We start from the raw sequence: 26,389 nt of genomic DNA, 5'->3' as shown, positions 1-26,389 counted from the left end.
AGTGGGCCGGGGGTATCCAGCGTACGTCGGTGCGCTGCCGTACGCCGGGGCTGTGGATAACCCTCGCTTCTCTGGCACCCCGCGCTGCCGAAAAAGCGTTTCCCACCCACCCGCCCGTTTGCTGCCAACTAAAAAGTCACCCTCAACAGACAACAAACAAACCCGGCGCCAAGAAGTCCCCCGTGACTTCTCGGCGCCGGGCTCCCCCGTGCAGGTTGGCTAATCCGTGGCGATCGCGTTCAGGACGTTCATCCGCCCCGCCCGGAACGCCGGGATCAAGGCCGCGAACAGTCCCACGAACGCCGACCCCACGAAGACCGCGATGATCGTCCCCCAGGGAATCTCCAGAACCTTCAGCCCCTCCAGCGCGAGCAGCTGCTGGGCGGTCGCCCCCCAGCCCATCCCGAGCCCCAGCCCGAGCAGCGCTCCGAAGAGGGCGATCACGACCGACTCCATGCGGATCATCCGGCGGAGTTGGCGACGGGACATCCCGATCGCCCGCATCAGGCCGATCTCACGGGTCCGCTCGACGACCGACAGGGCCAGCGTGTTCACCACACCCAGGACCGCCACGATGATCGCGAGGGCGAGAAGGCCGTAGACCATGTTCAGGAGCTGGCCGATCTGGTCCTTCAGTTCCTGCTTGTAGTCGGTCTGGTCGCGCACCTGGTACTGCGGGTACGGCTCCATGGCCTTCTTCAGGGCCGCGTACGCCTGCTTCTCCTGGCCTTCCTTGGCCTTGGCGAACATGATCTCATTGGGCGGGATCTTGTTCGCGGGGAGGTACTTCTGCATCGTGGCGATGCTGGTGTACCGCGCGCCCTGGTCGATGGCCACGTCGTCGTCCGTGATCGCCGCGACCTTCAGCTTCGCCGTCTCGCCGCCCTTGAAGGCGACGTTGATCGTGTCGCCGACGTGGACGCCGTGCTTCTTGGCGTACTTGGAGCCCACCGACATCGCGTTGGTGCCGTAGGCGGCGGACAGTTCGCCGGCCGTGGTGGCGCGGCGCAGGTCCTGGGCGTAGGACGGGTCGGCGGCGGTGATGCCGTCGGTGTCCTTCTGGCCGTCGGGCGAGGTGAGGGTGGCGTCGAGATCCTTGTAGCGGGTGACGTGGACGAGGTCGGGCGACCGCTCCATCGCCTTCTCCGCCTGCGGGACGATCCGCTGGTTGCCCTGGACGATGAAGTCGGCGCCGACGGACTTGTCCAGTTCGCTCGTCGCCGAGGCGACCATCGAGGAGCCGACCACCGACAGACAGGCGACCAGCGCGAGGCCGATCATCAGGGCCGCACCCGTAGCACCCGTACGCCTGGGGTTGCGGAGCGCGTTGCGTTCGGCCAGGCGCCCCACCGGCCCGAAGGCCCGCAGCAGGACCACGCTGATGACCCGTACGACCCCGTTGGCGAGCAGCGGGCCGATGATGACAAAGCCGATCAGGGAGAACACGACGCCCATGCCGAGGACCAGCGAACCGTCGGTCGCCTTCTTGGCGGTGGCCGCCCCGATCAGGGCGGCGATGCCGATGCCCGTCAGGATCAGGCCGATCACGCCCCGTACCCAGCCCGCCTTGCCGTCGGCCGGTGTACCGGCGTCGCGCAGCGCGGCCATCGGGGAGACCTTGCCGGCCCGGCGGGCCGGGAGGTAGGCGGCGAGGATGGTGACGATCACGCCGAGGAGCAGGCCGAGCACCGGGGTCGTCCACTTCACCGTCAGGTCCCGGGTCGACAGGTCCATGCCCGCCGCGCCCATCAGCTTCATCAGGCCCACGGCGATGCCGACACCGGCGCCGACACCGAGGATCGAGCCGACGATCCCGAGCAGGGTCGCCTCGACCAGCACCGAGCGGTTGACCTGCCCGCGGGACGAGCCGACCGCCCTCATCAGGCCTATTTCGCGGGTCCGTTGGGTGACCAGCATCGAGAAGGTGTTGATGATCAGGAAGATGCCCACCAGGAACGCGATCCCGGCGAAGCCGAGCATGGCGTACTTGATGACGTTCATGAACTGGCCGACGCCCTTGCGGTTCTCGTCGGCGTTCTCCTTGGCCGTCTGGATCTTGTACGTCCCCGACGAGGCGAGGGTCTGGGCCACGTTCTGCTTGAGCTGAGTGTCCGTCACACCGCTCGCGGCGGTCACGCCGAGCTGGGTGAACCGGCCGGTGGCGCCGAGGAGTTCGCGCTGCGCGGTGGCGGTGTCGAAGTAGACGACGGCCGCACCGGGGTTGGTCACCTTGAAGGTGGCGATGCCGACGATCCTCGCGGTGAAGTCACCCTTCTGCGAGATCGTGCGCAGCGAATCGCCCATCTTGAGGTGGTGCTTGTCGGCGGTGTCGGCGTCGACCATCACCTCGGTCGGGCCGCGCGGGGCGTGTCCGGAGGTGATCTCCATCGAACGCAGGTCGTTCTTCGTCCAGTTGCCCGCGATGGTGGGCGCGCCGGTCGAGGACCCCATGTTCTTGTTGGCGCTGTTGACGACGGTCACGTTCATCGAACTGACGGCGCCCTCAACGGACTTGACGCCCTGGGCCTTCGCCACCTGCGCGACCGTGGAGGCCGGCAGCGACTCGGGCAGTCCGTTCTGCGGGGTGCTGCCGTCGGCCTTGGCCGTCTTCGGCAGGACCGTCACATCGGACGCGGTGGCCGCGAAGAGCTTGTCGAACGTCGTGTTCATCGTGTCGGTGAACACCAGCGTGCCGCACACGAACGCCACCGACAGCAGCACGGCTATCGCGGAGAGCGCCATCCGCCCTTTGTGGGCGAAGAAGTTGCGCCTCGAGGTCTTCATGACAGTCATGACGTACGCCCCCGCGCGTCGAAGTCCTTCATGCGGTCGAGGACGGCGTCCGCGGTCGGCTTGAACATCTCGTCGACGATCCGGCCGTCCGCGAGATACAGGACGCGGTCGGCGTACGACGCGGCCACCGGGTCGTGGGTGACCATCACGATGGTCTGGCCCAGCTCGTCCACGGAGCGGCGCAGGAAGCCCAACACCTCTGCTCCCGCACGGGAGTCGAGGTTTCCGGTCGGCTCGTCACCGAAGATGATCTCGGGCCGGGCCGCCAACGCCCGTGCTACGGCGACGCGTTGCTGCTGGCCGCCGGAGAGCTGGTTGGGCCGGTGCTTGAGCCGGCTCGACAGCCCGACCGTCTCCACGACCTGCGCCAGCCACCCCTTGTCCGGCTTGCGGCCGGCTATGTCCATGGGCAGCGTGATGTTCTCGAGCGCGTTCAGCGTCGGCAGCAGGTTGTAGGCCTGGAAGATGAACCCGATCCGGTCCCGGCGCAGTTGGGTGAGCCTCTTGTCCTTGAGGCCGGTGATCTCGGTCTCGTCCAGGTAGATCTGCCCGGACGTCACGGTGTCGAGCCCGGCGAGGCAGTGCATGAGCGTGGACTTGCCGGACCCCGAAGGGCCCATGATCGCGGTGAACTGGCCGCGGGCGATGTCCACGTCGACATGGTCGAGGGCGACGACGCGGGTCTCCCCGGCCCCGTACGCCTTGACGACCTGCCGCGCTCGCGCGGCAACGGCCGTACGCCCTCCAGTGCCCCCGTGCCTGGGAATGGTTACAGCCGATGTCACGGTATGTCTCCTAAGTCGGTCGGTGGACGAGCGTGCCGGTGCCCGGTCGATGCGGTTCAAGTGGTTACGACGATGAGTCTGGCGGCGGGAGGGGGTCCGGCGCGCTGGTGCTCAGCGCAGTCTTTCCCGGGGGAAAACCCCACCCTCTGCGGTTCGGCCTGCCGCCCCCCAGCGGCATAAAGCCAGGTTAAGGACGACCCCCGGTCCGTCTCCTCCTCCGCCGGTACGAACCGTCCCCGGGTCGTAGTACGGAGGGACCCTTAGGGGGTCTCCACCGCCGGGTGGAGCCGGTCTCGGGGTTCGGTCCACCCACCGGCCCGCTCACCTTCCACCCTGCCGCTACGTGAGGCTCAAGTGGGAAGCTGGTGCGCGGCAGATAGATGCAAGGGGAAAGGAATCCTGTGGACCAGGGGGACCGGGACAGCGACAGCGACACCGAGATACGAACCGAGGCGGCCGAGCAGCCCACGCCGGCCCCTCCCGACCGGCGCCGGAAGGCGGTCGTCGCGGCCCTCATGCTCGCGATGGCGCTGGCCGCCCTCGACTCGACCATCGTCTCCACGGCCGTACCGCAGATCGTCGGCGATCTCGGCGGCTTCTCCATCTTCTCGTGGCTGTTCTCCGGCTATCTGCTGGCCGTGACGGTCACCCTGCCCGTCTACGGCAAGCTCTCCGACACCTTCGGCCGCAAACCGGTACTGATCACGGGCGCGGCGGTCTTCCTCGCCGGTTCGCTGCTGTGCGCGTCGGCCTGGAACATGGGCGCGCTGATCGCGTTCCGCATCGTGCAGGGCCTGGGCGGCGGCGCGTTGCAGGGCACGGTGCAGACGCTCGCGGCCGACCTGTACCCGCTCAAGGAACGGCCGAAGATCCAGTCGAAGCTGTCCACGGTGTGGGCGGTGTCGGCGGTCGCGGGCCCCGGTGTGGGCGGGTTGCTCGCGGCGTACGCGGGCTGGCGGTGGATCTTCCTCGTCAACCTCCCTGTCGGAGCAGTGGCGTTGTGGCTGATCGTCCGCCACCTCCACGAACCGGAGCGCGTCCGCGACTCCCGCCCCCGCGTCGACTGGGCGGGCGCGCTGGCCGTGTTCGCCTGCGGAGGCGTACTGATCACGGCACTGGTGCAGGGCGGAGTGGCGTGGCCCTGGCTGTCGGCGCCCTCAATGGCCTTGTTCGGTACGGGACTTGCCCTGGCCGGACTCGTGGTCCTGATCGAACGGCGGGCGGCCGAGCCGATCATCCCCGGGTGGGTGTGGCGGCGCCGTACGATCGCGGCGGTCAACTTGGCTTTGGGCGCACTGGGGTTGCTGATGGTGGCGCCGAGCGTGTTCCTGCCGACGTACGCGCAGTCGGTGCTCGGCCTGGCACCCGTGATGGCCGGATTCGTGCTGTCCGTATGGACGTTGAGCTGGCCGGTGTCGGCCGCGTTGAGCCAGCACGTGTACCGGCGGATCGGTTTCCGCAACACGGCGATGATCGGGATCGGGGCGGCGACGCTGATCCTGTTCGCGTTCCCGTTCCTGCCGTATCCGGGCGCGGCCTGGCAGCCGATGACGCTGATGCTGCTGCTCGGCGCGGCCCTCGGACTCTTCCAACTGCCCCTGATCGTCGGGGTGCAGTCGACGGTCGGGTGGGAGGAGCGGGGCGTGACGACCGCGTCCGTCCTCTTCTGCCGCCAGACCGGCCAGACGATCGGCGCGTCGGTATTCGGCGCGGTCGCCAACGGCGTACTGGCGTCCCGCCTCGGCGGCGCGAGCGACCTGGACTCGGTGACGCGGGGCCTCGACGCGGGCGCGGTGCCCGAGGCGACCCGGCGGGCGATCGCGGACGCGGTGCACGCGGTGTACATCGGCGCGGGTTGTGCCGCCGGCGTGGCCTTCCTGGTGCTGCTGTTCCTGGCGCCACGACGGTTCCCGGTCCTCAAGGAGCAGTGAGGCAGGCCGAGTTGCTCAGCGGGCGGCACGGAGCGAAGCAAGTCGGCGGCCGACGGCGTCAACTCCCCCAACACCCGAGGTCAGCGGCCGTTGACGCGGTAAGCGCATACCAACCGCCCAGTTCGGCGAAAAGCACCCACATCCCCCAACCGGCGAGTAACGTGCGTGACCCGCTCCGCCCAACTCCCTGCGGTCCGCCGCCACGGACCCGAGCCACGCAAGGAGCACGGGATGTCCTACGACCCGTACCCTCCGCATGATTCATACGCCCCGTACGACCCCTACCCCCCGCATGGTTCGCGCGCCCCGCACGACCCGTCCCCGCCCCGCCTCACCTACCCCTGGCAGCCACCCCCGCCCCCGCCCGAACGCCGCCGTCTGCCCCGTCGCCCCGCCCTCGGCAACCACCGCGATCTGCGCGTCCTGCGCGGCGCGTACCGCCGTCAGCGCCGCGTGGCGACCCTCACCGCGCTCGGCTACTTCTGCCTCTTCCTCGGCCTCTCCGCGTTCGCGCCCTCGCTGATGTCGAGCACCGTCACCGGCGGTGTGCCCACCGGACTGCTGCTCGCGCTGGTCCAACTCCCCGTCACCTGGCTGGCGATAGCGCTCTACGAGCACACGGCCCGGCGCCGCGTCGACCCCCTCGCGGACCGCATCCGCAAGCAGGCCGAACTGGACGCCAGACGGGAGGCGGCACGGTGACCGCGCCGACGACACCGACCGTGGTGACGGCGATGACCGGCTTCAGGGATTCCTCGCAGACGATGTCGCTGGTGGCGTTCTCCACCGTCGCCACGATCACCCTCCTGCTGTGTGTGATGACGGGCCCGGACCGCGACGACCTCGACGAGTTCTACACGGGGTACGGTTCCCTCTCCCCCCTGCGCAACGGCCTTGCCATAGCGGGCGATTACATCTCCGCGGCGAGCGTGCTGGGCACGGGCGGGGTGATCGCGCTGTGCGGCTACGACGGAGTGGTCCTCGCGCTGAGCACAGCCCTGTCCCTGATGCTGCTGATGTTCCTGCTGGCCGAACCGCTGCGCAACGCGGGCCGGTTCACGATGGGCGACGCGCTCGGCCGCCGTATGCCGGGACGGTCCGTACGTATCGTCGCGTGCGCGGTGACCATCATCGCGCTGCTGCCGCTGATGCTGGTCCAACTCGCGGGCGCGGGGCAGCTGTTGGCGTTCATCCTCGGCTTCTCCAGTGACTTCCTCCAGACCGGCTGCATCATCGGCCTGGGCGCGCTGATGATCAGCTACGCGGCGATCGGCGGCATGAAGGGCACCGCCCTCATCCAGATCCTGAAGATCGTGATGCTGCTCGGTTCGGGAACGGTGATCGCCGTGCTCGTTCTGAACCGTTTCCACTGGGACCTGGGCGCCTTCTTCGACACGGCGGCCGAGCGGAGCGGGGTCGGTTCGTCCTTCCTCCACTCGGGACTCGAGTTCGCCGGTGGCCCAAGTCCCCGGCTGGACATGATCAGTTCGCAGCTGACGGTCGTCCTCGGCGGCGCCTGTCTCCCGCACATCACGATGCGCATGTACACGGCGTCGAGCGCCCGGCAGGTGCGGCGGTCGATGTCGTGGGCGGTGTCGAGCGTGGCGCTGTTCGTGGTGATCGTGACGGTCGTCGGGTTCGGTGCCACGGCGCTGATCGGCCGGGCGGCGATCGCGCAGGCCGACCCGCAGGGCAACACGGCCTATCTGCTGGGCTCGCGGGCGGTGTTCGGCGCGGGCATGTCGGCGACGGAGACCCTCCTGTTCACCACCGTCACCACGGCCGTCTTCCTGACCCTGCTCGCCTCGGTCGCCGGGATGATCCTCGCCTGCGCCAACTCCCTCGCCCACGACGTCTTCGCGACCCGCGTCCAGGAGATGCCGGTCCACCGCGAGATGACACTGGCCCGCTACTCGGCGCTGGCGGTGGGCGTTCCGGCGATCCTGCTCGCGACACTGGTCCAGCACCGGGGCCTGCAACCCCTGGTGACCCTGTCCTTCTGCCTGGGCGCCTCGGCCATACTGCCCGCCCTCGTCTACAGCCTCTTCTGGCGCCGCTACACCCGAACGGGCCTGCTCAGCACGCTCATTGGCGGCACGCTCTCCGTGCTGGTGCTGATGCCGGGCACGAACCTGGTCTCCGGTTCGGCCACCGCCGCCTTCCCTCACGCCGACTTCAACTGGTTCCCGTTCACGACGACAGGACTCGTCACGATCCCCCTCGGCTTCGCCTTCGGCTGGCTCGGCACGGTCGCCTCGGGCCGGGCGAAGGAGGAGGAACAGCGCCGGCGGTACGAGGCGATGGAGGGCTGGATCCTGGCGGGCGCGGTGCGCAGGGGCGAAGGATAAACAGAACGCAGGGGCGAAGGATGACCGACGACAAAGCTTCGCATGACCGGTGTTATAGCCGTGCATGACTCGTTCTTTGCCACACCACCACCGCGACTCCCGCTGTTCACCGCTCCTTTTCAGACTCTGCACGTCCGAGCGTGAAGGTCCCTGCATTCCAGCGGGAGTTGAACATGAGCCACGGCCACAGTCACGGCGACCACGGTCACCACCACCATCACCACCACGGGGACGGGGACGCCGGCTCGCTGCCGCCCGCCCTCGACACGTCGGTACCGGACGAGGAGTTGACGCCCAGTCAGCTGTCGCGAAGAGGCATGCTGCGCCGAACGGGCCTGCTCGGCGCGGGACTTGCGGCGGGCAGCGTGCTCGCCGGCGCGGGGGAGGCAGCCGCGTCGGTGCAGGAGCACACGGCCAAGTCGTCGAAGGGCAACGGCGGTTACCTGTGGCTGGCCGGCGACCACCACATCCACACGCAGTACAGCAGCGACGCGAAGTACCGGGTCATCGACCACGTACGCCAGGCGAACGCGCACGGCCTGGACTGGATGGTCATCACCGACCACGGCAGCGTCGCACACGCCAAGATCGGTGTGGAGAAGGTCAATCCGGACATCGTCGACGCCCGTGACAAGACCGAGGACACCCTCGTCTTCCAGGGCCTGGAGTGGAACATCCCGGGCGCCGAGCACGGCACGGTCTTCGTGCACCCCGGCTCCAACGAGGTCGCCGTGCTCAAGGAGTTCGAGAACTCCTTCGACGGCAGCGTCAACAACGCGAGCGGCAACTCGCCCGCCAACGAGGCCCTCGCCATCGCGGGCATCAACTTCCTCGCCGACCAGGTCCGCCGCCGCAAGGTCAAGGACGCCCTCTTCCTCGCCAACCACCCGGCGCGCAAGGGCATCGACTCCCCGCACGAGATCCGCGGCTGGCGCGACGCGCAGCCCACGATCGCCGTCGGCATGGAGGGCGCCCCCGGCCACCAGGCGGGCGGCATCCCGAAGCCGAACGGCCCGGGCAGCGGACGCGGCATCTACGACAACAGCCCCAGCGCCGACTCCTTCGCCGGTTACCCGCTGGAGAGTTACCGCACCTGGGGCGGCTTCGACTGGATGACCGCCACGGTCGGCGGCCTGTGGGACAGCCTCCTCGCCGAGGGCAAGCCCTGGTGGATCACCGCCAACTCCGACTCCCACAACGTCTACGCGGACACCGCCCTGCGCGGCCCCGGCGGCGACTTCAACGCCAACGGCCGCTACGAGGACCCCATCTACAGCGGCGGCATCAGCCTCACAGACACCGACTTCTGGCCCGGCCAGTACTCCCGCACCCACGTCGGCGCGACCTCGTTCGCCTACAAGGCGGTCATGGACGGCATCCGCGCGGGCCGCGTCTGGGTCGACCACGGCGGCCTGATCAGCGGCCTCGACGCCCGCCTCTCCTACGGCGGCCGCGAGGTCACCCTCGGCGGCGCACTGCACGTCCGCCGAGGCGCCCAGGTCGACCTGGTCATCAAGATCAGCCTGTCCAACGGCCCCAACTGGGCCCAGTTCCAACCCACTCTGGCCCGAGTCGACGTCATCCAGGGCGATGTCACAGGCCCGGTAGCGGACAAGGACACCTTCTCCACCCCGAGCACGAAGGTCGTCAAGTCCTTCGAGGTCGACAAGTCGTCGGGCACCGTCCGCCTCACGTACTCCCTCGGCCGCCTGGACAAGCCGGTCTACGTCCGCCTCCGCGGCACCGACGGCAACCGCTCCGCCGTAGGCGTCAACGGCGCGGCCGTAGACCCCGCAGGCCCCGCGATGGACGTCCTCGGCGACGCCGACCCGTGGAAGGACCTCTGGTTCTACTCCAACCCCATGTGGGTCCTCCCCGCATGACCACGTCCTACGACCCGTCCGGCGTCCACCCCGTCCTGGGGCTGGACGCCGGCACGACGACCCTCCGCGAGGCCGACCACCTCATCCGCGACCTCATGACCACACTCGCGCTACCGTCGGGCACGGTCGCCTGCACCCACCTGATCCGGACGGACACGCGCAGAGGAACGGCCGTATCCCTGGAGTTGCCGGATGCCGGGGCGGCGGAGAAGGCGTGGCAACGGCTGACGGAGTCGGATACACACCTGGGCGATCACGAAGCCGCCGCCCAGGCCGCCACCGAGCACACCGCCCGCCGCTCGGGCCGAGCGGTCCTGTTCCCCGGCGCGGAACTCCTCACGGGGACGATCCCCCTGTCCGACCTACTCGAACTGACGGCGATCGACCGAGTGATCGTGGTCGGCGCGACATCGGGCGAGACCCCGGACCCCGTCACCCCCGTACACACCCAGGACCACGTACGCCCGGAATGGCGCGAGGGCCACCTGGTACTGGCCCTGGTCCCGGCAGCGGCCAACACCCTGGCCCCGTTCGAGGTCCCCAACCCGACCCCGTGCTGCGCAGATCACCCGTGACTTAGAACGCCGGACGCCTGTCCCCACCTCAGGGGCGCGGGGAACTGCGCGACCAGCCCCCACCGGCCTGCACATGACCACAACCGCGCCCCTCCTTCACTCGGCCGCCGCCCGCCCGGTAAGCGCAGTCAAACTACTCCGCACATGATCCATATGCGCCTGTACGTCGTCCCATGTCTCCCCGTGCTCACGCAGCACCCGCTCGGTATCGCGGGCAACCCGCTCCGCCCGCACCCGCGCCTCCGCCACCACCTCCGCAGCCCGCTCCCCCGCCTCCTCCTGCCGCCGCCGATCCGACAACTCCGCGTCAGCGAAGGCCTGTTGAGCCTCGACCAACGCAGCCTCCGCCCGCGCCACCCGCTCGGCGCACTGCGCGTCCAGGGCAACAGCACGCTCCTCCGCGAAGCGCTCCGCCTCCGCCCACCGCTCCGCATGCTCCTTCGCCTGCTCCCCCAACATCCCGGCGGTCCGCTGCCGCACCTCACGCAACGCGGCCAGCGCCTCCGTACGCCCCTCCTTCACCTCCCGCCGAGCGCCGATGCGCATGTCGTCGGCCTCGGCACGAGCCGCGAGGAGCCGCTGACGGGCACGTTCCTCGACCTCCGCACGGAGCGCGTCCGCGTCATCGCGCGCCGCCTGAAGCACGCTCGCGGCGCGCGCCTCGGCCCGCGCGACCTCTTCCCGCGCCGCGAGCCGCGCGGACTCCCGTACGGCGGCGGCCTCTTCCTCCCCCAGCTCGAACAGCCGCCGCGCCCGCTCCCCGAGCGTCTCGTACGTCTGCGGGGCGAGCCCTGCCACCGTCTCCCGCAGCCGCTCGGCGTCCGCCTCCATGTCCTTGGCCAATACGGTCAGCCGCGCGGCCCGTTCCCAGGCGGCGTCCCGGTGCTGCGAGAGCGCCGCCGCGTATGCGTCGACCTGGTCGGGGCGGTAGCCGCGCCCCCGTACTGCCACGAAGCCACGTGACGACACCGACGCGCTGCTCATCCTGGAACCCCTCTCCACCCGACGGACACGAAATGATGATTTCGCGCATATCTTGATGTATCGGGCATAAGGGTTCATAACGCGACACTCCGCAGACAGGTCACGGGCATCACGCGAACGTGAACGACCACAGGCGCACAAAAGGGCCGGGCCCGATCACGCAACCGGGTCCGGCCCTTCCGTTCAGAAAGCGACTACTACAACAACCCGTCCCACATCTGCTCCAGCAACACGGACCACCAGCTCTCCGGCGATCCCAGCGCCGCCGGATCCAGCGAAGCGAGCTGCGCCTGGAAGTCGACGGTCCACCGGCCCGCCTGCTCCTGGTTGAGCCCGTACCGCAGTCGCCACATCCGGCCGAGCAGCGCCAGACAGCGCGCGAACTCGGGCAGCCCCGTGTTCACGAACTGCGGCGGTACGGGCGCACCGCCCGGCCCCGCCTCCACGGGCACCGCGACGATGTTGGCCGTGCCGTACTGGACGCAGATCGCGCGGCCGAAGTCGCTGCCCATGACGAGGTACGAGCCCGCGTCGGCGGACGGCCGCACCCCGCGCTCCTGCGCGAGTTCGGCCAACGTCGGTACCGGGCGGCCCGGTTGGGCCTGTGCCCAGAAGAACGGGCCCATGTCCATCGGCAGCCCCGCCGCGACCAGCGTGTGCGCCACGATCGGCGGCACACCCTGCCGGGACACGGCCGCCTGCTCGAACCGGAACACACCCGGCCCGAAGGCGCCCGCCAGTTCCTGCGCGATCGCCTCCGGCGGGATCGGCGGAGTCGACTGCACCGGCGGCAACGGCGCCCGCACCGGGGCGAGTCGGGCCGGCCCGTCGGCGACCTGGTGCAACTCGCCCTGGTGGGTGAGGAGTTCCCGCATCCCCTGCTGCCGGCTCGCGTGATCCGTGCCGTACGGCGCGATGCTCGCGATGCGGGCCTGCGGCCACTGTTCGCGGATCATCCGCGCGCAGTAGGCACCCGGGAGCTCACACGACTCCAACTCCGTGTGCAGTTCCAGGACTTGGTCCGGCGGGATGTTCATGCCCCGCAGCTCGTGGAAGATCTGCCACTCCGGATGCGGCGTCCCCGGCGCGGACCGCCGGATCAGCTGCTGCTCGGAACCGTCCGGCGCGCGGTACCGCAACACGGCCTGATATCCCGGCCCTACGGTCGGCTGCCCCTGCTGCGGATAACCGTAGGCAGGCTGCTGCTGACCCGGGAAGGGCTGCCCCGGCGCCGGCATGGCGTGTCCCTGCCCGGGCATCGGCTGCCCCGGAGGCGCCATCGCACCGGGCGGCACCGCACCCGGAGGCATCCCGGGCGCCCCCAACGCACCGGGCGCACCCGGGAATTGCGGCGCCGGAGGCACCCCGGGCCCACCCACCGGAGGCGCGGCCAACACGGTCTCCGCGTGGTGTACGGCACCGGGGGCGCCGCCCTGCGAACCGGGGGCACCGGGCATCGCGGGGGCGTTCGGCGCCTGCGGCGCGCCGGGTCCACCGGGCGTGCCGGGAACGCCGACGGCACCGGGCGCACGCGGCACACCAGGGGCACCGGGCGCCTGCGGAGCACCCGGACCCGCAGGCCCCCTCTGCCCCGGGTCGGCAAGCATCGTCGCCGCATGGTCAAACCCACCCGGAGGCGGACCACCGGGAGTGTTCGGCGCACCAGGCGGGCCAGGCGGCTGCGGCGCACCGGGACCGGCACCGGCCGCCCCCTCCGGCCCCTCCGGACCAAGCGCCGAGACCATCTGCGTCGCCACATACCCACCGGGCGGCGGCGGAGGCGAGCCAGGCGCACCGCCCGGCCGCGCACCCGGCGTCCCCGGCGCACCCGGCGGCGGAGGCGTGACCGAACCGCCACCCCGCGCCCGGCGCGGCGGAGGCGCCGCCTTGCTGGTGGCGGCATCGGCGATGTCCTCGGCGTTGGACGCGAGCGCCCGCCCCGGCACACCGGGCCCACCGGGAGGAGGCGGCACGTTACCGGCACCGCCCGGCCCCTGCGGATACCCGTAGGCGGACGACCCCGGCGAGGGCGCACCCTGCGGACCACCGGGCGGAGGCGGACCCCCCGGAGCACCCGCCCCTTGGGGATACCCGTACGACGACGGGCCCGGAGAAGACGCACCCTGCGGACCACCCGGAGGCGGCGGCGGACCACCCGGAGCGCCAGCCCCCTGGGGATACCCGTACGACGACGAACCCGGCGAAGACACACCCTGCGGACCACCCGGAGGCGGCGGGGTACCCGGAGCACCCTGCCCCTGCCCCTGCCCCTGGGGATACCCGTAGGTCGACGGACCACCAGGCCCCTGAGCCCCCTGGCCCTGCGGATAACCGTACGGACGCGGCGTATTGCCCTGCACCGCGCCGGGCCCATCACCAGGTCCACCGCCCGGCCCCCGCGAACCCCCCACCCCACCACCGGCGTTGGGCTCCCCCATCGCCGGTGCCACTGCTGTGGGCGGGAGTTGGCTGCCGCCGGACATCAGGGCGGTCTCGGCATCGGCCGGGGTCTTGTCGGCGGGCTCGTTCAGCGGCGGAGCGAACACGGTCGCGGGCAGCGGTACCGAACGGTCCTCGCCGGCATCCGCGTTGGTGTCGGTCCCCGCCCAGGGAGTGGCCCCGGCAGGCACGCCGTGCGCGTCCTGCGCCCCGGACCCACCGGCGTCCGGCCACGCCGGAGAAGTCGGCACCCCGGCCTGCGTCTCCGGCAGCGAACGGGCGGCCGGAGCGGAAATCGAAGCGGCAGCCGGAGCCGATGGCGATGGCGATGGCGATAGCGATGGCGATGGCGATGGCGATGGCGATGGCGATAGCGCAACTCCCGCGCCCCCGACCGACGTTCCCGCTCCCCGCCGATCCGGAATCCCCAGCTTGTCCGCCGCCTCCTGCAACCACTCCGGCGGACTCAACAGGAACGAGGTCTGGTTCAGGTCCACCCGCGCGGAAGCGACCGGTACCGCGTCGGCGACCTCGTCGGCGCGGCCGTACTCCTCCTCGTAACGGCGGATGACCTCACCCACCGGCAGCGCGGGCCACAGCGTGGCCTCGCCGCTGTCGCGGGCGAGCACCAGCCGCTGCGCGCCGCCGTCCGAACGCGGCCCGTCGGCGCGGTCCTCGGCCCAGACCACGAAGCCGAGTTCGAACTCCCGCACCCGCACCTCGCGATGCTGGTACGACGGCACATCGCCGTTGATCCATTCCTCGGCGCGCTCCTGCGCCTGCGCGAAGGTCACCATCGTTCAGTTCACTCCCCCACCGAAGCCGCGGAAGCGGAGGACGACGTGGCCGCCACCGGCACCGACCGCGCGAACCCGCCGTCCACCATCAGATTCGCCACCGTCTCCAACTCCGGTGGATTTCCCGCGAGTCGGCCGAGGAACTGGTCGAAGTCGTCCCCGACGGGCAGCAGCAGCCGCTCCACGCGGGCGGCCGGTGCCCAGGACGGGTCGACGTCGCGGGCGTCGTCGTAGGCGCAGAACCACACGGAACCGATCCGCTGGCCCTTGACCTTCACGGCGAGCAGGCCGCCCTGGACGAAACCAACACCCAGGTAGTCCTTGGTGAGATGGTCGCGCAGGCATTTGTTGACGTAGACGAGGTCGTTGACGGCCGCCTCGTCGCGCACCGTGAAGAACGGCTGGTCGATGAGCAGCCCCAACTCGGCGTCCAGCGCGGCGCCGACGGGCGCGCTGCCGCCGGCCGCCTTGAGGAACGACCGGTAGGCGCCGGGGAGTCGGTAGCCGAGGTCCTCCTCGACGCCCTGCACCTGCGCCTCGGTCACGGCCACCGTCGACTTCGGGAGCCCGAAGTGGGCGGGGCGGGTCTCCTGGAGCGGGCGGGTACCGCGCTTGGTGTGGTCGACGGCCGCCGTGGCGATCCCGCCGTGGTGCCGCAGCAGCGCCTTCACGTCCACGGGGACGAGTTCGAGGCGCCGGGTGCCGACCACGTGGTGCCAGGTCCAGCCGTGCGGGGTGGCCACCGCGGGCACCGTGTCCCACAGTTCGTGACCGGTCGCGGCGAGGGCCGCGTTCGCCGACACGTAGTCCGTCAGGCGCAGTTCGTCGACGCCGAAGCCCTCCGGCGGCTCGGCGATCTCCGCGGCCGCGCGGGCGTACGGCGAGAACTCGGGGTAGCCGTGCTCGTCCATCCGCACCCCTCTGGGGTGACGGGCCGCCCGGACCGGGTCCGGGAAGTGCACGACCTGCCCGGCGTAGGCCGCGTTCGGTGGCGCGGCTTGTTGCCCGAGCCGACCTGTCGTCATGGCGGTTGCCCCCTGCGGCATTCAGTACGACCCACAGCGGCCAAATATCCAACTTGACCTGCTGTGCCCCGTATCGACTGTCTCGTCTTGTCGACGTCTTCGTTCGGCTGTCTCCACGCGTCGACCGCGTGGGCCGACCGCGCGGATCGCGGTGCGGACAGCCTATGCGGTACGGCGACACCGGTCACCGGCGGCGGTCGGCCGGGCCCCCTCTTCCGTGACCAGCCGTCACCCCGCCGTGACAGCCCGCCGAAGCCCGGGCGTGTCGCGGCGCCCCAGCTACCGCACCAGGCACGGCATTTGGCACTCTGTGTCCTTCCGGGGGATGCTCGGGAGGGGATGACGATCATGAACGCGACACAGACGGGGCCGCACACCGGGGCGCACACCGGGCCGTCCGGCGACCCACGGGTCGGCTGGAGCGCCACCGGGGCGGCCCACGCGCCCGCCCTCAACCACCGCCGTGACGGCATACTTCCGACCGTCGCCGCCGCCCTCTCCGTACGCGGCGAAACCCTCACCGGCACAGCCGCCCGCAGCGACCAGGCACCCGCCCTGCACCCACTCGTGCAGGACTTCCTCGACACCCTCACCAGCGCCCAGCGCGACCGTTTCACCGGCCGCTGCGCCGAGGCGATCTTGATCTCCCGCCACATCGCCGCCGCCGACGCCGAGCGCAGCAAGCGCGCCGCGCGCAAGCCGATGACCAGCGGCGAGGCCCGCAAGACCCTCAAGCAGGCCAAGCTCACCGCCCGCCGCATCCGCGAGGACGGCGACCCCCTGCACGGCAGCTTCGCCACACCCTGCCGGGCCTGCGCAGCCCTGAGCGCCCACTTCGGCGTCCGCGTCGTGGACCCCACGACGGAAAACGGCTGACACCCCCCTCTCCGCACGAAGCAGCACCAGCACGCATCCCATGTCGCCGACGATCGAAGGGCAGATGCAAGCCGACCGCCACTCCTCCACGCGCTTCTCCGTACCCGTGGACGCCGCCCTGCGCGCCGCCGGCTGGCAGCCCGGCCGCTGGGACATAAAACAGGCCGAGATCTGGGCGGACACCCTGCGCGACCACACCTCCCCCGCCGGCCACCAGCACGCCGTCTTCCCGGCGGCCGTAGAGGTCTGGGCCGAATTCGGCGGCCTGCACATCACACCCCCCGGCCCCGGCCGCCAGATCGCCCCCGCGGCCCTCCACCTGGACCCCCTGCACGGCCTCCACATGGCCCGCACCCTCGGCGACCTCGGCCGCGCCCTGGACACCGACGTCAGCCCCTTGGGCGAGGAACCCGACACCCAGTCCCTCCTAGCCATCGACACCGAGGGCCGCGTCTACGCCCTGGACCACACCGGCGACTGGTACCTGGGCCCCGACATCGACCAGGCCCTCGCCGCACTGATTTCAGGCATAGAACCGGTACGGCTGACGGCGGGCTGACCCGCGACAGACAGGCTTCCACCACCGAGACGGCCGTAGGACCGTGAGCGGCGTCCGAAGCCGGGACCGTCAGCCGCGTACGGCGAGAAGGGGCCGCGTCGGGGGGTGTCCGCCCGCAGCGGTTGGCGCGTCAACACGGCCGAGTTGGTAAGCGACCGATTCCGCGCCGTTCCGAGGACGGATACCCCCCGACGCGGCCCCGACCCACCACCGAACCGCAGGCGACCCACCCACGGCCGACCGCAGCCTCAAACCGCCGGAATAACCGCCGAAACCCGAAACCCACCCGCATCCGTAGGCCCCGAAACAAACACCCCGCCCAACGCAAGCACCCGCTCCCGCATCCCCACCAGCCCGTTCCCCCCGGACGGAAGCCCCGCAGCCGAAGCAGACGCAAGCTCGGGCGGCGGTTCGTTCTCGACCTGCATAGCGATCTCCGACACCCGGTGCGCAAGCCGCACATGCGTCTTCGCGCCCGCCGCGTGCTTGTGGACGTTGGTCAACGCCTCCTGGACCACCCGGTACGCGGTCTGCTCGATCTCCGCCGCGTACGACCGGCTCACCCCCTCCACCGACAGGTCGACAACCATCCCGGCCGCCGCGGACTGCCCCAGCAACTCGTCCACGTCCGACAGACAGGGCCCGTCACCCGCGCCCACGGCGCCCTCGTCACCCACGGCCCGAGAGGCCGCCGCGGCGGCAGCCACCCCCACCGCGACCAGCGGCACGGCGGCCCGCTCCCGCACACCCGCCCCGTCCCCGCTCCGCAGCACCCCGAGCATCTCCCGCAACTCGGTGAGCGCCTGCCGCCCCATATCCCCAACCAGGGCAGCGTTCTTGACGGCCTTCTCCGGATCCTTCCGGGCAACGGCCTGAAGAGCGGCAGCATGCACAACCATCAGACTCACCCGATGCGCGACGACGTCATGCATCTCCCGAGCGATCCGGGTCCGCTCCTCACCCCGCGCCCACTCCGCCCGCTCCTCGGCGCGCTCGGCAAGGAGTTGGAGTTCCCGCTCCAAGCTGTCCGCCCGTTCCCGAAGGCTCTCCATCAACCGTCGCCGCGCACCCACGTACAGCCCGAGCAGCACGGGCGGCGCGGTCATCCCGACCGCGGTGGTGATCGAGGCGAACGGAACGAACCAGTCCCCCAGTTCCCACGTCCCCCGCTGCATGTCCTGCCGTACCCGCACGAACATGACGATCAGCATCCCGAGGAACGACATCCCGGCCAGCGACCCGATGATCCGGCGCGGCAGTTCGGACGCGGCGAGGGTGTACAGCCCCACGATGCCCATCAGGTAGCCCATCTGGGCCGGGGTGATGGCGATAGAAACAAGGACAACGGCGATCGGCCACTTCCGCCGGACGATCAGCGCGGACCCGGCCAGCACCCCGAACACGACACCCACGGCCGCCGGAACCCCCGCGTCCCGAGCGAACCGCACCCCTTCCGCACCGCACTCCGCCGCGGACACCACCGCGAGCACCGCGTCCAGCACCGCACTACGCCACCTGGTCCACCACCACGGCCCTCCCCGAGCCGTGGCATGGTCTTCCCCCGTCGTGGTCATGCCTCCAGCCTACGGGCGTTCAGGCCCGCTTTTCCGGCGAGTTTCCGCGACTGGCCTACACCACAGCGCGTAATCGAACAGCCACGAAACCGATCACCCACGACAAGTACCGTCGCACGGAGGGCATCCGGTACGGCATAGTGTTCTGTGCCCACTCGGCGACCAGGCTAAATGTCCGGTTCTCACGAGTTTGATCCCCCGTGGTGTAATTGGCAGCACCGTGGCTTTTGGTGCCATTTGTCCGGGTTCGAGTCCTGGCGGGGGAGCAAAACCCGATCGCAACTGAGCGACAACGGATCGACGACTGATCGGCAACGGAGCAACCCCCTCCCCCAGCACCCCACTTCAGGCCCTGACAGCACTGTCAGGGCCTACTCTCATGTCCCCCATGAAACGCCCCGGTATCCTGCGAATGTCCACCCCCCAGCATTCCGAAGCCGAAGGGCAAACCCGTGAGCGCCATTCGCCCGGCAGCCGTCGTCGTCCTCGCAGCGGGTGAGGGCACCCGTATGAAGTCGGCCACACCGAAGGTCCTGCACGAGATCTGTGGCCGGACCCTCGTCGGTCATGTGCTGGCCGCCGCCCGCGAGTTGGAGCCGGAGAACCTGGCCGTCGTCGTGGGCCACGCCCGCGAGAAGGTGACCGCGCACCTCGGCGAGACCGACCCCGGCGTACGGACCGCGGTCCAGGCGGAGCAGAACGGCACGGGCCACGCCGTACGCATGGCACTCGAAGAGCTCGGCACAGTCGACGGCACCGTCGTGGTCGTCTGCGGCGACACCCCCCTCCTCCGCGGCGAGACCCTGCGCGCCCTCACCGCCAACCACACCGCCGACGGCAACGCGGTGACCGTGCTCACCGCCGAGGTCCCGGACGCGACCGGCTACGGCCGTATCGTCCGCGACGGCGCCTCCGGTGCGGTGACCGCGATCGTCGAGCACAAGGACGCGTCCGACTCGCAGCGGGCGATCCGTGAGATCAACTCCGGAGTCTTCGCGTTCGACGGGCAGTTGCTCGCGGACGCGCTCGGCAAGGTCAGGACCGACAACAGCCAGGGCGAGGAGTACCTCACCGACGTCCTCGGCATCCTGCGCGAGGCCGGGCACCGAGTCGGCGCCTCCGTCGCGGGCGACCACCGCGAGATCGCCGGCATCAACAACCGCGTACAGCTCTCCGAGGCGCGCCGCATCCTCAACGACCGGCTGCTGACCGAGGCCATGCTCGGCGGCGTGACGGTCATCGACCCGGCGACGACCTGGATCGACGTCGACGTCACCTTCGGCCAGGACGCGATCGTCCACCCCGGCACCCAACTGCACGGCACCACGCACATCGGCGAGGGTGCCGAGGTCGGCCCCAACAGCCGCCTGAAAGACACCACGGTCGAGGCGGGCGCCCGGGTCGACAACACAGTCGCGGACGGCGCGCACGTCGGAGCGCAGGCGACCGTCGGACCGTACGCCTATCTCCGTCCCGGTACCCGCCTCGGCGCGAAGGGCAAGATCGGGACGTACGTCGAGACGAAGAACGCGGCCATCGGCGAGGGCACGAAGGTCCCGCACCTCTCCTACGTCGGGGACGCGACGATCGGCGAATACACCAACATCGGAGCGGCAAGCGTGTTCGTCAACTACGACGGACAGGACAAACACCACACCACCGTCGGATCGCATTGCCGTACGGGTTCGGACAATATGTTTGTGGCACCTGTCACGGTCGGGGACGGCGCGTACACCGCCGCCGGCTCCGTGATCACGAAGGACGTACCGCCCGGTTCGCTGGCCGTGGCCCGTGGCCAGCAGCGGAATATCGAGGGCTGGGTGGCCCGCAAGCGTCCGGGGAGCGCGGCGGCGAAGGCCGCGGAAACGGCTTCCAGGCAGGCCGAGAGCGAGAACTGACCGGAAACGGACGCGTCGAACACGGCGTACCGTGATAAACGCACACCCAGTTGAATGACCTCTGAGGAGACAGTGCTGTGACCGGGATCAAGACGACCGGCGAGAAGAAGATGATGTTCTTCTCCGGCCGCGCCCACCCCGAGCTTGCCAAGGAGGTCGCCCAGCAGCTGGGTGTCGGGGTCGTCCCGACCAAGGCCTTCGACTTCGCGAACGGCGAGATCTACGTCCGTTTCGAGGAGTCGGTGCGCGGGGCGGACTGTTTCGTGATCCAGAGCCACACGGCTCCGATCAACCAGTGGGTCATGGAGCAGCTCATCATGATCGACGCGCTGAAGCGCGCGTCGGCCCGCTCCATCACGGTGATCGTGCCGTTCTACGGCTATGCCCGGCAGGACAAGAAGCACCGCGGCCGTGAGCCGATCTCGGCCCGGCTGATCGCGGACCTGATGAAGACGGCGGGTGCGCACCGCATCCTCACCGTCGACCTGCACACCGACCAGATCCAGGGCTTCTTCGACGGCCCCGTGGATCATCTCTTCGCCCTCCCGCTCCTCGCGGACTACGTGGGCAGCAAGGTCGACCGCAGCAAGCTGACCGTCGTCTCCCCTGACGCCGGCCGCGTGCGCGTCGCCGACCGCTGGTGCGACCGCCTGGGCGCGCCCCTGGCGATCGTGCACAAGCGGCGCGACAAGGACGTGGCGAACCAGGTGACCGTCCACGAGGTCGTCGGCGAGGTCAAGGGCCGCGTCTGTGTCCTGGTCGACGACATGATCGACACCGGCGGCACGATCTGCGCCGCCGCGGACGCCCTGTTCGCGCACGGCGCGGAGGACGTCATCGTGACGGCCACGCACGGCGTGCTCTCCGGCCCCGCCGCCGACCGCCTGAAGAACTCCCGCGTCAGCGAGTTCGTCCTCACGGACACCCTCCCCACCCCGGGCGAGGTCGGCGCCGACCTCGACAAGATCACGGTCCTGTCGATCGCCCCGACCATCGCCAGCGCGGTCCGCGAGGTCTTCGAGGACGGCTCGGTGACAAGCCTCTTCGACGAACACTGACACCGGACGTCGTAGATCGATTTCTGTTACGGCCTCCCCGCCGAGTAAGCTGCCACAGTTGCTCGGCGAGGGAGGCCGTACCGGTATTCGGGTACGGCGGTCCGTTATCGACGCGCTCTTCGTAGCAGGCCGATGTTCGGCCGGGTGACCACCTTCCCCGACTGTTCTACGAGGAGTGACCATGGCCGACGTCAAGCTCACCGCCGAGACCCGCACCGAGTTCGGCAAGGGTGCCGCCCGCCGTATCCGCCGTGACAAGAAGGTTCCCGCCGTGGTCTACGGCCACGGTGTGGACCCGCTGCACGTCACGCTGCCGGGCCACGAGCTGCAGCTCGCCCTGCGTACCCCGAACGTCCTGCTGACCCTGGACATCGAGGGCAAGACCCAGCTCGCCATCCCGAAGGCCGTCCAGCGTGACGCCATCAAGGGCTACCTGGAGCACGTCGACCTGCTCACCGTGAAGAGCGGCGAGAAGGTCACCGTCGAGGTCTACGTCCACACCGAGGGCGAGCTGGCCCCGGGCTCCTTCCTGCTGGAGCACGTGCTCAGCACGATCACCGTCGAGGCCGAGGCCACGCACATCCCCGAGTCGGTCACCGTGTCCATCGCGGGCCTGGAGGCCGGTGCCTCCATCGCCGCCAAGGACATCCCGCTCCCCAAGGGCACCACGCTGGCGATCGACGAGGACGCGGTCGTCCTCCAGGTCCTGGCCGCCCAGGCGGAGGAGGCGTCGGCCGACGCCGAGGCCGAGGGCACCGAGGCCTGATCCTCACCTTCACCACTGTGTCAGCCGCTGTTCCCGTCCGTCAGGCTCGGGAACAGCGGCTGGCGCGTATCAAGGAGAGATGGACGTGACGACCGACGCGAATGCCCCCTGGCTGATCGTGGGACTCGGCAACCCCGGCCCCGAGTACACGAACAACCGCCACAACGTGGGCTTCATGGTGGCCGATCTGCTGGCCGAGCGGATCGGCGGGAAGTTCAAGCGGGCCGGCAAGGCGCAGGCGCAGGTCCTGGAGGGCCGGATCGGTGCGCCGGGTCCGGCGAGCCGCCGGGTCGTGCTGGTGAAGCCGACGTCGTACATGAACCTGTCGGGCGGCCCGGTCAACGCGCTGCGCGACTTCTACAAGGTGCCGCTCGCGAACGTCGTCGCCGTGCACGACGAGCTGGACATCGACTACGGCACCCTCCGGCTCAAGCTTGGCGGCGGCGACAACGGCCACAACGGCCTGAAGTCGATGACCAAGGCGATGGGCCCGGACTACCACCGGGTGCGGTTCGGGATCGGGCGCCCGCCGGGCCGTATGCAGGTCGCCGACTTCGTGCTGAAGGACTTCTCGTCCACCGAGCGCAAGGAACTCGACTTCCTCGTGGACCGCGCCACCGACTCGGTGGAGTGTCTGGTGAGCGAGGGCCTGGAGCGGGCGCAGAGCGCGTACAACTCCTGACTTGACCGACTTGTCGGTCACCGGAGTTGACCGCGTGTGCGGGTATGGCCAATGATCCCCGCCATGAACTTCGGACGGCTCGCGGCGATGGGCACGGTCACCGTGCTGATCCTGATCGCCGGGGTGTGGGGTTCCTGGCCGACCGCGCACAACGTGATGCTCACCAAGGGCCGCGAGAGCGGCACGATCGAGGTCACCGCGTGCGGCGACGACACCTGCACCGGGCCGTACACCCCGGTCTCGACGGGGTCGAAGGCCCGCGCCAGGGTCGTCATCGAGCACACGGTCGCGGTGAAGAAGGGCCAGACGTACGCCGTGGTCGTGAAGCCCGGCACCGACGAGGTCATGCGCTCCGGCCCCGCCGGCGTCCTCTACGCCTGGGTCCCCCTCGGCGGCGCCCTCCTGCTGGCCTCGGTGGTCGTCGCGGGCGGCCTGCGTCTGACCCGGGCGGGGTGGGTACTGGCCGGCTCCGGGATCGCCTTGCTGACGGCAGCCTTCGTAGCACTCTGAACGTTCGCAGGACATGAGGGTGCCCCCGAGCTTCTACGACAGCTCGGGGGCACCCTTCGTTTCTCTGCTCTGCTCAGCCGGTGTTGCGCAGGCCCGCCGCCACACCGTTGACGGTGAGGAGCAGGGCCCTGCTCAGCAGCGGGTCGGGCTCGGCGCCGGCCGCCGCCTCGTCGCGCTGGCGCTTGAGGAGGGTGACCTGGAGGTAGGAGATCGGGTCGAGGTAGGCGTCCCGGATGGTGAAGGTCTGCTTCAACACCGGGGTGGCGTCCAGCAGTTCGGCCTCACCGGTGACGCGGAGCACCTCGGCGACGGTCAGATCGTGCTCGGCCCTGATCGTGTCGAAGACGTGCTTCAACTCGTCCGGGACGAGGGTGTCGACGTAGTGCTGGGCGATCCGCAGGTCCGTCTTCGCGAGGGTCATCTCGACGTTGGAGATGAAGTTGCGGAAGAAGTGCCACTGCTCGTGCATCTCGTCGAGCACGGTGTCGAGACCGGCTTCGCGCAGCGCCTTCAACCCTGAACCCACGCCGTACCAGCCGGGCACGATCTGCCGGGACTGGGTCCAGCCGAACACCCACGGGATCGCGCGCAGTCCGTCGAGCGAGACGCCCGAGCCGGGGCGGCGGGAGGGCCGCGAGCCCAGGTGCAGATCGGCGAGCTGGTCCACCGGTGTGGAGGCGAGGAAGTAGGTCGGCAGGTCCGGGTCCTCGACCAGCCTGCGGTAAGCAGCGTGGGCGGCGTCGCTGACCAGGTCCATGGCCGCGTCCCAGCGGGCCAGCGCCTCGTCCGACTGGCGGGGCGAGGTGTGCAGGGCGGAGGCCTGGAGGGTGGCCGCGACCGTCAACTCCAGGTTCTCCCGCGCCAGTGACGGCACCAGATACTTGTCGGAGATGACCTCGCCCTGCTCGGTCACCTTGATCTCGCCTTCCAGCGTGCCCCAGGGCTGAGCGAGGATCGCGTCGTGCGAGGGACCGCCACCGCGGCCGACTGTGCCGCCTCGACCGTGGAAGAGCCGGAGCCGCACGCCGTAGCGGTGGGCCACGTCACGCAGCCGCCGCTGCGCCCGGTGGATCTCCCACTGACTCGTCGTAATACCACCGAACTTGGAGGAGTCCGAGTAACCGAGCATGACCTCCTGGACATCGCCCCGCAGCGCGACCAGGCGCCGGTAGGACGGATCGGAGAGCATGTCTTCGAGGATGGTGTCGGCGGCCTTCAGCTCGTCCGTGGTCTCCAGGAGCGGCACGATGCCGACCTTCGCCCACCCGGCGTGCAGGTCGATCAGCCCGGCCTCGCGGGCGAGCACCGCGGCGGCGAACACGTCGTCGGCGCCCTGGCACATCGAGATGATGTACGACTCGATGACCTCGGGGCCGAAGACCGCGAGCGCCTTCTTGATGGTCTCGAAGACGCCGAGGGTCTTCTCACCGGCCGCGTCGACGGGCGCGGGGGTCGGAGCCAGCGGCCTCCTGGACCGCAGCTCCTTGGCGAGCAGCTTGGCGCGGTACTCGCGGGGCATGTCGGAGTACCGCCAGGACTCCTCGCCGAGCCGGTCGAAGAGCTGGCCCAGCGCGTGGTGGTGGGCGTCCGCGTGCTCGCGTACGTCCATGGTGGCGAGCTGGAGGCCGAACGCGCCGAGCGTGCGGATCGTACGGTCCATGCGGCCGTCGGCGAAGAGGCCGCCGCGGTGGGCGCGCAGCGAGGTCTGGATCAGGGTGAGGTCGTGCAGCAGCTCGGCGGTGCCGAGGTAGTCGCGGCCGGGCTGGTGCGGGGTGCCCTTGGCCAGGCGGCTCTTGGTGTTCTCCAGCTTCTGCCGGATGCAGGTGGCCTTGAGCCGGTAGGGCTCCTCGGCGTTGAGACGCTTGTAGCGGGGGCTGATCTCCGGCAGCCGCTCCAGGTCGGTCTGGAGGGACTCCAGCAGCTCCTCCGTCGCGCCCGTGTAGCGGATGGAGTTGGAGAGGAAGCCGCGCAGCTCGTCGATCGTCTCCAGGGCGTCGTTGATGCCGTGCTCGTGCTGGAGGATCAGGACGTCCCAGGTGACCTGCGGGGTGACGTTCGGGTTGCCGTCGCGGTCGCCGCCGATCCAGGTGCCGAAGGTGAGCGGGCGGGTGTCGTCGGGCAGCTTGACGCCGACGCGCTCCAGCTCGGCCGTGAGGTCCTCGAGGACGTCGCCGACGGCGCCCGCGTGCAGCTCGTCCAGGTAGTAGATGGCGTTGCGGGCCTCGTCGGCCGGTTCCGGGCGTACGACGCGCAGCTCGTCCGTCTGCCACACCAGGTCGATGTTCTCGGCCAGCCGGGTGTCGTAGCGGCGGCGGTCGGAGGCGATGACCGGGGTCTCCAGGAGCGTGGCGATGCGCCGGAGCTTGTTCAGCACGGAACGCCGGGCCGCCTCCGTCGGGTGCGCGGTGAAGACCGGGCGGACGTTGAGGTTCTTGACGGTCTCGCGCAGGTGGTCGGGGTCGGCGTCCTTGAGGCGGTCGGCCGTACGGGCGAGGAGACCGCCCTCGGCGGCACGCCTGGCGCGCAGCTCGCGGCCGCGGTGGACCTGCTCGGTGACGTTGGCCAGGTGGAAGTAGGTGGAGAAGGCGCGCACCAGCTTGGCGGCGGTCTCCAGCTCGGTGCCGCGCAGCAGCTCGGCGGCGGCCTCGCCGTCCTCGCGGGTGAGGCGGCGGACCTTCTCGACCAGTTCGAGCAGCTCGGGGCCCTCCTGCCGGACGAGGGTCTCGCCGAGCAGGTCGCCGAGGCGCCGTATGTCGGCGCGCAGCTCGTTGTTGGTCGTGGTGGCCTGGTCGTCGGCACTGCTCACAGGTGCGGCTCCTTGCAGTGTTTGAAGCTCGTCTGGAGGGAACCCGGACGGCGGTCCCGCGGCGGGCGCCGCATACGGGACGGACATCCGGGAAGAAAAC

At 70.2% G+C, this 26,389-nt stretch carries 19 protein-coding genes and 1 tRNA gene; 13 read left to right on the top strand and 7 right to left on the bottom strand.

Annotated elements, in window-relative coordinates:
- Positions 1–219: 219 nt before the first annotated feature.
- The gene (locus OO70_RS43825; protein ID WP_043684958.1) at positions 220–2,793 is read right to left on the bottom strand and encodes an ABC transporter permease; all 2,574 of its coding nucleotides are present in this window, start codon (positions 2,791–2,793) and stop codon (positions 220–222) included.
- Positions 2,790–3,578 carry an ABC transporter ATP-binding protein gene (locus OO70_RS43820; protein WP_043684955.1) on the bottom strand — a complete coding sequence of 263 codons (789 nt, stop codon included), beginning with the start codon at positions 3,576–3,578 and terminating at the stop codon, positions 2,790–2,792. Before OO70_RS43820 ends, OO70_RS43825 begins: the two co-directional genes overlap by 4 nt.
- A 380-nt stretch (positions 3,579–3,958) precedes the next feature.
- Here OO70_RS43820 and OO70_RS43815 point away from each other — a divergent pair, with 380 nt between their 5' ends.
- The 5 genes from OO70_RS43815 (at position 3,959) to OO70_RS43795 (ending at position 10,315) form a co-directional block, all read left to right on the top strand.
- Positions 3,959–5,509: an MFS transporter gene (locus tag OO70_RS43815; RefSeq protein ID WP_407702891.1), complete on the top strand. Its 1,551-nt coding sequence runs from the start codon at positions 3,959–3,961 to the stop codon at positions 5,507–5,509.
- A gap of 231 nt (positions 5,510–5,740) precedes the next feature.
- A complete protein-coding gene (locus OO70_RS43810; protein ID WP_043684949.1) occupies positions 5,741–6,211 on the top strand; it encodes a DUF485 domain-containing protein in 471 nt (156 codons plus the stop codon).
- 32 nt (positions 6,212–6,243) lie between these two features.
- Positions 6,244–7,857, top strand: coding sequence for a sodium/solute symporter (locus tag OO70_RS43805; protein ID WP_043685014.1), 1,614 nt, complete (start codon positions 6,244–6,246; stop codon positions 7,855–7,857).
- A 173-nt stretch (positions 7,858–8,030) separates the two neighbouring features.
- Positions 8,031–9,740 (top strand): PHP domain-containing protein, encoded by a 1,710-nt coding sequence (locus OO70_RS43800; protein ID WP_043684946.1) that lies wholly within the window; start codon positions 8,031–8,033, stop codon positions 9,738–9,740.
- Positions 9,737–10,315 (top strand): hypothetical protein, encoded by a 579-nt coding sequence (locus OO70_RS43795; RefSeq protein ID WP_043684943.1) that lies wholly within the window; start codon positions 9,737–9,739, stop codon positions 10,313–10,315. The genes OO70_RS43800 and OO70_RS43795 overlap by 4 nt, the downstream gene beginning before the upstream one ends.
- Before the next feature lie 96 nt (positions 10,316–10,411).
- Here the strand turns inward: OO70_RS43795 and OO70_RS54945 are convergent, their stop codons facing one another.
- The 3 genes from OO70_RS54945 to OO70_RS43770 form a co-directional block, all read right to left on the bottom strand.
- Complete coding sequence (locus OO70_RS54945) at positions 10,412–11,299, bottom strand: coiled-coil domain-containing protein (RefSeq protein ID WP_043684940.1); 888 nt, start codon at positions 11,297–11,299, stop codon at positions 10,412–10,414.
- Positions 11,300–11,496: 197 nt separating this feature from the next.
- Complete coding sequence (locus OO70_RS53195; protein WP_078651800.1) at positions 11,497–14,535, bottom strand: SUKH-4 family immunity protein; 3,039 nt, start codon at positions 14,533–14,535, stop codon at positions 11,497–11,499.
- Positions 14,536–14,543: 8 nt separating this feature from the next.
- On the bottom strand, positions 14,544–15,560 hold the full coding sequence (locus OO70_RS43770) for an SMI1/KNR4 family protein (protein ID WP_078651799.1): 1,017 nt from the start codon (positions 15,558–15,560) through the stop codon (positions 14,544–14,546).
- Between the two features lie 339 nt (positions 15,561–15,899).
- Between OO70_RS43770 and OO70_RS43765 the strand changes: the two genes are divergently transcribed.
- Positions 15,900–16,436, top strand: a complete 537-nt coding sequence (locus OO70_RS43765) for a YwqJ-related putative deaminase (RefSeq protein ID WP_043684926.1) — start codon at positions 15,900–15,902, stop codon at positions 16,434–16,436.
- Between the two features lie 64 nt (positions 16,437–16,500).
- Positions 16,501–16,995, top strand: a complete 495-nt coding sequence (locus tag OO70_RS43760; protein WP_043685012.1) for an SUKH-3 domain-containing protein — start codon at positions 16,501–16,503, stop codon at positions 16,993–16,995.
- Between the two features lie 248 nt (positions 16,996–17,243).
- Here the strand turns inward: OO70_RS43760 and OO70_RS43755 are convergent, their stop codons facing one another.
- Positions 17,244–18,569: a sensor histidine kinase gene (locus OO70_RS43755; RefSeq protein WP_043684923.1), complete on the bottom strand. Its 1,326-nt coding sequence runs from the start codon at positions 18,567–18,569 to the stop codon at positions 17,244–17,246.
- A gap of 194 nt (positions 18,570–18,763) precedes the next feature.
- Between OO70_RS43755 and OO70_RS43750 the strand changes: the two genes are divergently transcribed.
- The 6 genes from OO70_RS43750 (at position 18,764) to OO70_RS43725 (ending at position 23,483) form a co-directional block, all read left to right on the top strand.
- Positions 18,764–18,835, top strand: a tRNA-Gln gene (locus OO70_RS43750).
- A 186-nt stretch (positions 18,836–19,021) separates the two neighbouring features.
- Positions 19,022–20,467 (top strand): bifunctional UDP-N-acetylglucosamine diphosphorylase/glucosamine-1-phosphate N-acetyltransferase GlmU, encoded by a 1,446-nt coding sequence (glmU, locus tag OO70_RS43745; protein WP_078651798.1) that lies wholly within the window; start codon positions 19,022–19,024, stop codon positions 20,465–20,467.
- Between the two features lie 77 nt (positions 20,468–20,544).
- Positions 20,545–21,525: a ribose-phosphate diphosphokinase gene (locus OO70_RS43740; RefSeq protein WP_019064636.1), complete on the top strand. Its 981-nt coding sequence runs from the start codon at positions 20,545–20,547 to the stop codon at positions 21,523–21,525.
- 181 nt (positions 21,526–21,706) lie between these two features.
- Entirely contained in the window at positions 21,707–22,291 is a 585-nt protein-coding gene (locus OO70_RS43735; RefSeq protein ID WP_043684917.1) for a 50S ribosomal protein L25/general stress protein Ctc, read from the top strand.
- Positions 22,292–22,370: 79 nt separating this feature from the next.
- Complete coding sequence (gene pth, locus OO70_RS43730) at positions 22,371–22,973, top strand: aminoacyl-tRNA hydrolase (protein WP_043684914.1); 603 nt, start codon at positions 22,371–22,373, stop codon at positions 22,971–22,973.
- Positions 22,974–23,036: 63 nt separating this feature from the next.
- Positions 23,037–23,483 (top strand): hypothetical protein, encoded by a 447-nt coding sequence (locus OO70_RS43725; RefSeq protein ID WP_234337082.1) that lies wholly within the window; start codon positions 23,037–23,039, stop codon positions 23,481–23,483.
- A gap of 73 nt (positions 23,484–23,556) precedes the next feature.
- Here OO70_RS43725 and ppc read toward each other — a convergent pair whose 3' ends face one another.
- Positions 23,557–26,289 carry a phosphoenolpyruvate carboxylase gene (gene ppc / locus OO70_RS43720; protein ID WP_043684909.1) on the bottom strand — a complete coding sequence of 911 codons (2,733 nt, stop codon included), beginning with the start codon at positions 26,287–26,289 and terminating at the stop codon, positions 23,557–23,559.
- Positions 26,290–26,389 lie beyond the last annotated feature (100 nt).

The organism is Streptomyces xylophagus, assembly GCF_000716435.1.
GTDB classification, from domain to species: Bacteria; Actinomycetota; Actinomycetes; order Streptomycetales; family Streptomycetaceae; genus Streptomyces; species Streptomyces xylophagus.
This window is presented reverse-complemented; position numbering and strand designations above follow the sequence as displayed.

Excerpts from the sequence above, each read along its gene's own strand:
- OO70_RS43825 (WP_043684958.1), bottom strand. The coding sequence starts at position 2,793 with ATGACTGTCATGAAGACCTCGAGGCGCAACTTCTTCGCCCACAAAGGG.
- OO70_RS43815 (WP_407702891.1), top strand. The coding sequence starts at position 3,959 with ATGCAAGGGGAAAGGAATCCTGTGGACCAGGGGGACCGGGACAGCGAC.
- OO70_RS43810 (WP_043684949.1), top strand. The coding sequence starts at position 5,741 with ATGTCCTACGACCCGTACCCTCCGCATGATTCATACGCCCCGTACGAC.
- OO70_RS43805 (WP_043685014.1), top strand. The coding sequence starts at position 6,244 with ATGACCGGCTTCAGGGATTCCTCGCAGACGATGTCGCTGGTGGCGTTC.
- OO70_RS43800 (WP_043684946.1), top strand. The coding sequence starts at position 8,031 with ATGAGCCACGGCCACAGTCACGGCGACCACGGTCACCACCACCATCAC.
- OO70_RS43795 (WP_043684943.1), top strand. The coding sequence starts at position 9,737 with ATGACCACGTCCTACGACCCGTCCGGCGTCCACCCCGTCCTGGGGCTG.
- OO70_RS54945 (WP_043684940.1), bottom strand. The coding sequence starts at position 11,299 with ATGAGCAGCGCGTCGGTGTCGTCACGTGGCTTCGTGGCAGTACGGGGG.
- OO70_RS53195 (WP_078651800.1), bottom strand. The coding sequence starts at position 14,535 with ATGGTGACCTTCGCGCAGGCGCAGGAGCGCGCCGAGGAATGGATCAAC.
- OO70_RS43770 (WP_078651799.1), bottom strand. The coding sequence starts at position 15,560 with ATGACGACAGGTCGGCTCGGGCAACAAGCCGCGCCACCGAACGCGGCC.
- OO70_RS43765 (WP_043684926.1), top strand. The coding sequence starts at position 15,900 with ATGACGATCATGAACGCGACACAGACGGGGCCGCACACCGGGGCGCAC.
- OO70_RS43760 (WP_043685012.1), top strand. The coding sequence starts at position 16,501 with ATGCAAGCCGACCGCCACTCCTCCACGCGCTTCTCCGTACCCGTGGAC.
- OO70_RS43755 (WP_043684923.1), bottom strand. The coding sequence starts at position 18,569 with ATGACCACGACGGGGGAAGACCATGCCACGGCTCGGGGAGGGCCGTGG.
- OO70_RS43735 (WP_043684917.1), top strand. The coding sequence starts at position 21,707 with ATGGCCGACGTCAAGCTCACCGCCGAGACCCGCACCGAGTTCGGCAAG.
- pth (WP_043684914.1), top strand. The coding sequence starts at position 22,371 with ATGGACGTGACGACCGACGCGAATGCCCCCTGGCTGATCGTGGGACTC.
- OO70_RS43725 (WP_234337082.1), top strand. The coding sequence starts at position 23,037 with ATGAACTTCGGACGGCTCGCGGCGATGGGCACGGTCACCGTGCTGATC.